Source organism: Bilophila wadsworthia ATCC 49260 (genome assembly GCF_000701705.1).
Taxonomy (GTDB): Bacteria; Desulfobacterota; Desulfovibrionia; order Desulfovibrionales; family Desulfovibrionaceae; genus Bilophila; species Bilophila wadsworthia.
Window position 1 is genome coordinate 21,657 of record NZ_JNJP01000052.1, and the last position, 6,000, is coordinate 27,656.

Genomic DNA, 6,000 nt, shown 5'->3' on the forward strand with positions numbered 1-6,000 from the left:
CGCTTTCACCAAACACGTATTCATCAATCCTGCCTCCCTGACACGCGGAATTACGCCCGGATGAGACAGGAAAACAACGAGGATCGCATGAAAGTCTATCTCATCGGCGCCGGACCCGGCGACCCCGGTCTGCTGACCATCAAGGGCAAGGACATTCTCGAAAAGGCCGATGTGGTCGTGTATGACTACCTCGCCAACGACACCCTGCTCGGCTATGCCCGGCCCGACGCGGAACGCATTTACGTCGGCAAGGTCGCCGGAAACCATGCGCTCCCGCAGGACGGCATCAACAAGCTCATCATAGAAAAAGCCAAAGAAGGCAAAATCGTCGCCCGGCTCAAGGGCGGCGACCCCTACATCTTCGGCCGGGGCGGCGAAGAGGCCGAGGAACTGCTGGACGCGGGCGTGCCGTTCGAGGAAGTCCCCGGCATCTCCAGCACCATCGCGGGCCCGGCCTATGCGGGCATCCCCTTGACGCACCGCAGTTTTTCCTCGTCCGTAACGCTCATCACCGGACACGAAAACCCCGATAAGCCCGGCTCCGTCCACAACTGGAAGGCCCTCGCCGCCAGCGCGAACACCCTCGTGTTCGTCATGGGCATGAAGAACCTTCCCGACATCGCCCGGAACCTCATCGAAGCGGGGCTCTCCCCCGACACCCCGGCGGCCCTCGTGCACTGGGGCACCACGGTGAAGCACCGCAGCCTCGCCGCCACCCTCGGGACGCTCCACGAGGAAGGCGTCAGGCAGGGCTTCACCAATCCTTCCGTCATCATCGTGGGCAAGGTCGTCACCCTGCGCGACCGCCTGAACTGGTTTGAGCAGAAGCCCCTGCTCGGCCGCAGCGTGGTCGTGACCCGCGCCCGCGAACAAGCCAGCGGGCTTGCCGCGCAGCTTGCCGATCTCGGCGCCGAGGTCATCCAGTTCCCCACCATCGACATCAAGCCGCTCGAAGACTACTCCAGCGTCGACGCCGCCGTCCGCAATCTCGGCGCATACGACTGGCTCATCTTCACCTCCGCCAACGGCGTCAAATGTTTCTGGGAACGCCTTGAAGCGCAAGGGCTCGACGCCCGCGCCCTGTACGGCCTGCAGGTAGCGGCCATCGGCCCGGCCACGGCACAGGCCGTGCGCACCCACGGCATCGCGCCCGACTTCGTGCCCGAAGCCTACATTGCGGAAAGCGTCGCCGAAGGGCTTATCGGACTGGGCATGGACGGCAAGAAAGTCCTCCTGCCCCGCGCCCGCGAAGCCCGCGAAGTGCTGCCCGAAGAACTCCGCAAGGCCGGGGCGCAGGTCGACGTGCTGCCCGTCTACGAAACCGTGCCCGCCGCCGCTCACCGTGACGAAGTGCTCCAGCGCCTTGAGGCCGGGACCCTCGACGCGGTGACCTTCGGCTCCTCGTCCACGGTGGACAACTTCTTTGCCCAGATCCCCGCCGATACCATCCGGAACCAGCCCGAGGAAAAGCGCGTGAAGTTCGCCAGCATCGGCCCCGTGACCACCAAAACGCTCGCCAAGTACGGTTTTGCCTGCGACATCCAGCCCGAGGACTTCACCATCCCCGCGCTGGTCAAAGCGCTGACGGCCCATTACGAAAAACAGGGAGCCTAACCATGTCCTTGAAACTCGCCGTCCTCGCTTCGGGCAGCGGCACGAACTTTCAGGCGATGGTCGACGCCGTCCGGCGCGGCGCGCTGGATGCCGACATACGCCTTGTGATCTGCAACCGGCCCGGCGCGAAGGTTATCGAACGCGCAAAGGCCGCCGGGATCATCTGCGCCGTGATGGATCACAAGCTGTGGCCGAGCCGCGAAGCTTATGATCTGGCGGTGGCGGACGCCATCCTGAAGTCGGGGGCGGATACCGTGGCCCTTGCCGGGTACATGCGCATGTTGACGGCGGGCTTCCTGAACGCGTTCCCGCATCGCGTGGTCAATGTCCATCCCGCCCTGCTGCCCTCCTTCCCCGGTATCCACGGCGCGGCGGACGCGCAGGCATGGGGCGTGAAAATCACGGGCTGCACCGTGCATCTTGTCGACGAGATCATGGACCACGGCGAGGTGATCATACAGGCCGCCGTGCCCGCCATCGCGGGCGAGCCGCTCGATGATCTCCAGAGCCGTATCCACGCGCAGGAACACCGCATCTATCCGCAGGCGCTCCAGTGGCTTGCCGAGGACCGGATCAAGATGGACGACGACGGGCGCTCCCTGCATCTCCTGCCCGGCTCCCGCCCTCTCGCCGCTCCCGCTCCCGGCGTGCTCGTCAGCCCGCCGCTTGAGGAAGGCTTTTAGAGGAAGGAAGATTCTTATGGTGCTTAGGGGGAGAGGGGGCCTTTCTTCAGAAAGGCCCCCTCTCCCCCTAAGCTGCCCGAGCGGCTTGCTCCTCCCGCTCCCAAGGCTTTCCCATGCGGGCTCCAAACCGACTCCGGATGAGCGCGGGCCGGGCCGACCAAAACCTTCCCGGCGGATGGGGGGATGAAGCGCTCCGGAAAGCCCAAGAGGGGAACGTGGGCATACCCGGAATTGAAAAACGCACAGGGGACGAAAAAGAACGGTCGACACTGCTCCGGCGACTGGTTATAACACGGCACCTGACGAATAAAGCCAGCTTTTCCTTCCCATTGAAAACGGCCGTCCCGTGCAGCTGGCGGAATCAGCAGTTGGGCGCGAAGTGACAGCCCTTGATTCTAGAAGGACAAGGGGTTGAAAAAAGAGAGGGACAAATCGGCGGACGGCCCTCCAAGGACCGTAGGCGTTAGGCGAATCTTTCGGACTTGCGGGCATTGAGAACGACGCGGCTTTCTCCAAAATATTTTCTCTTCCCACACCAACCTTTAAGGATGCAGCCATGTTTCCGCCGAAACCCCCGAAGGGCGCGGACCCGCGCATGTACTTTTTCCTGTTCCTCCTGACGCTGGGTACGACGCTCGGCTATCAGGGGTGGACACTCCTCTACACGAACTTTGCGGTGGAAAGCGCCCATCTTTCGGCGGCGGACAACGGCCTTGTGCAGTCGCTGCGCGAAGTGCCGGGACTGCTCGGATTTTTGATCATCCCCCTGCTCCTCGTCATGAAAGAGCACCGGGTGGCCGCGGTAGCCGCGCTGGCGACCGGCCTCGGCACGGCGCTGACCGGCTTTTTCCCCTCTTTCGTGCCCGTCATCCTGACGACGCTGCTGATGTCCTTCGGCTTCCACTTTTTTGAGGCCGTCAACCAATCCCTGCTCCTCCAGTATTTCGATGTCCGCACCACGCCCGTGGTTATGGGCAAGCTCCGCGGCCTTGCGGCGGGCGGCAGCCTCGCGGCGTCGGTCTTCGTGTTTTTCTGCTCCGATTTTCTGCCGTATACGATGATGTTCCTCATCGTGGGCGCCCTGTGCATGTTCACCGGCGTCTGGGGCCTGTTCCTCGATCCGACGAACAAGGAACTGCCCATTCAGAGCAAAAAAATGGTTTTCCGCAGGAAATATTGGCTGTTTTACCTGCTGACCCTTTTTCTCGGCGCGCGGAGGCAGATATTCATCGTTTTCGCCTTGTTCCTGCTGGTCGAGCATTTCCGGTTCTCGGTCAACACCGTTTCCGTCCTCTTCATGATCAACTATGCGATCAACTGGTTCCTCAACCCGCTCATCGGGCGGACCATCAACCGTATCGGCGAGCGCAAGCTCCTCAGCATCGAATATTCCACCGCCATTCTGGTGTTCACCGGCTACGCCACCACGGGCAGCGCGTGGGTCGCGGGCGTACTCTACGTCATCGACTACATCGTGTTCAATTTCTCCATCGCCCTGCGTACTTTCTTCCAGAAGATAGCCGAACCGCAGGACATCGCCCCGACCATGGCCGTGGCTCAGACCATCAACCATATCGCCGCCATTTTCGTGCCCGCGCTCGGCGGCTGGCTGTGGGTGGAGTTCGGTTACCAAATCCCGTTCTTCATCGGTGCGGCGCTTTCCGGCTGCTCGCTCCTGCTCGTGCAGATCATCGACAGAGAAATAAGGCTGCACGCGCCCGCCAAGGCTTGATGCATCACAAGGAACACGTTAAAGAATCTCCATATTCAAGCCCTCAGGAGGCACTTGTATGCACGCCTATCTCCGCTCGCTGGCTTTGGGCCTCGCCCTGTTGCTGCCCGCCGTCCCCGCCTTCGCCGCTGACGCTCCGGCCAAAACCGACGCCGCCATCCCCGACAAGCCCACGCGCATCACCGAACGCAATACGCCGGTGGCCGTGGAATACGAAGGCAACGACAGCATCGGCTCCCGCCTCGCCACGCGCGTCAAGGAAACCCTCAATTCCAGCAACCTGTTTTCGCTTACCGATAAGGACACGCCCAAAATCCGTATCCTCATCGCCACCCAGCCTGAATTCAAAGACCGTCCGGGCGTGGGCTCGGCCTATGCGGTGGTCTGGGTCTTCTCCCAGTCGGAGAACATCCTGCGCCATTATCTGACCTGCGAAGTCGGCGTCGTCACGCCGGATGAAATCAACGGGTTGGCCGCCAAGCTTGTTGAAGAAACCGACAGCCTCGCTACCCGATACGGGTACCTGTTCCAGTAATCGGAGCATACGCCGGGCATGACCGTCATCACGCAGGCATTCAGCGACGCCTTCCAGCTTCTTGCAAGCGGCGACGAAGAAACGTTCGCCGCGGTTCAGGCCACGCTGTCCACCTCGGGACTCGCCATGCTCGGCTGCATCATCCCCGGCGTACCGCTGGGCTTTCTGCTTGGCTACACCCGCTTCCCGGGCCGCAACATGCTCCGCATCCTCGTGGATACGGCCCTCTCTTTCCCCACTGTCGTACTTGGCCTGCTGGTCTATCTCCTGCTTGCCCGGCAAGGTCCGTTCGCCGATTTCGAGCTGTTGTTCACCGTGCCCGGCATCGCCATCGGGCTGGCCCTGCTCGGCCTCCCCATCGTCATCGCCCACACCTGCCTCGCCGTGGAACAGGCCGACAGGCTGCTTGCCCCCACGCTCCGCACGCTCGGCGCGGGGCCGTGGCAATTGCTGTTCTCCACAGTCCGCGAACTGCGTTTCCACCTGCTCACGGCCTGCATCACGGCTTTTGGGCGCGTGGTTTCGGAGGTGGGCATCTCCATGCTGGTCGGCGGCAACATCAAATGGGCCACCCGGACCATCACCACCGCGATCACGCTCGAAACGGGCAAAGGCGACTATGCCCGCAGCATTGCGCTCGGCATCGTGCTCGTGGCGCTGGCGTTTGTCCTGAATATGGGCCTTGCCGCCCTGCGCCGGAGGATGGGCCCATGACCCCGCTCTTCCATCTGGAAAACATCGTCCGGAACTATCCCGATCCCGCAAGCAGCGATCCCCATGCCGCCCGCACCGTCCTGAACCTTTCCGAACTGGACATCCGCGCCGGGGAAATTCTGGGCATCCGAGGCCATAACGGGAGCGGCAAATCCACCCTGCTCCGCATCATCGCCCTGCTTGAGCCGCCGGACAGCGGCACCGTGCTTTTCGAAGGCAGGCCCGCCGGGACCGACGATCTGCATCTGCGCCGTCAGGTTACCCTCCTGCTCCAGACGCCGTACCTGCTCTCGCGTTCCGTAGCCTCAAACGTGGCTTACGGTTTGCGCGTCCGGGGCATCCGCAACGCCTCCGAGCTTCAAAACCGGATCGCTGCCTCTCTCCTTGCCGTGGGCCTCGATCCCGCCGTTTTCCTGCATCGCCGCCGCCATGAGCTTTCCGGCGGGGAATGCCAGCGTGTGGCCCTAGCCGCACGTCTGGCCCTGCGCCCCCGGGTTCTTTTGATGGACGAGCCCACCGCCAGCGTGGATCAGCAGAGCGCAGAGCGCATTGCCCTCGCCGCGCGTCATGCGGCGGATTCCGGTTCCGCCGTCGTCGTCGTTTCGCACGACCACGAATGGATCACGCCGCTCTCCGACCGCCTCGTCACGTTACGGGAGGGGAAGCTGGTGGAGTGAAAATCGGGGGAGGGGAGAAGGGGACCTTTAAAAAGGTCCCCTTCT

At 62.8% G+C, this 6,000-nt stretch carries 6 protein-coding genes; all 6 read left to right on the forward strand.

Annotation, left to right across the window (positions count from 1 at the left end; all coding sequences use genetic code 11):
* The first annotated feature begins 87 nt into the window (after positions 1-87).
* Positions 88-1,614 (forward strand): uroporphyrinogen-III C-methyltransferase, encoded by a 1,527-nt coding sequence (gene cobA / locus T370_RS0115265; RefSeq protein ID WP_029436231.1) that lies wholly within the window; start codon positions 88-90, stop codon positions 1,612-1,614.
* Positions 1,615-1,616: 2 nt separating this feature from the next.
* Positions 1,617-2,297, forward strand: coding sequence for a phosphoribosylglycinamide formyltransferase (purN, locus tag T370_RS0115270; protein ID WP_029436232.1), 681 nt, complete (start codon positions 1,617-1,619; stop codon positions 2,295-2,297).
* Positions 2,298-2,853: 556 nt separating this feature from the next.
* Positions 2,854-4,029, forward strand: a complete 1,176-nt coding sequence (locus T370_RS0115280; protein ID WP_005026029.1) for an MFS transporter — start codon at positions 2,854-2,856, stop codon at positions 4,027-4,029.
* A 58-nt stretch (positions 4,030-4,087) separates the two neighbouring features.
* The gene (locus T370_RS0115285; RefSeq protein ID WP_029436234.1) at positions 4,088-4,564 is read left to right on the forward strand and encodes a hypothetical protein; all 477 of its coding nucleotides are present in this window, start codon (positions 4,088-4,090) and stop codon (positions 4,562-4,564) included.
* Between the two features lie 18 nt (positions 4,565-4,582).
* Positions 4,583-5,278: an ABC transporter permease gene (locus T370_RS0115290; protein ID WP_029436235.1), complete on the forward strand. Its 696-nt coding sequence runs from the start codon at positions 4,583-4,585 to the stop codon at positions 5,276-5,278.
* Positions 5,275-5,955, forward strand: a complete 681-nt coding sequence (locus tag T370_RS0115295; protein ID WP_005026025.1) for an energy-coupling factor ABC transporter ATP-binding protein — start codon at positions 5,275-5,277, stop codon at positions 5,953-5,955. The genes T370_RS0115290 and T370_RS0115295 overlap by 4 nt, the downstream gene beginning before the upstream one ends.
* Positions 5,956-6,000 lie beyond the last annotated feature (45 nt).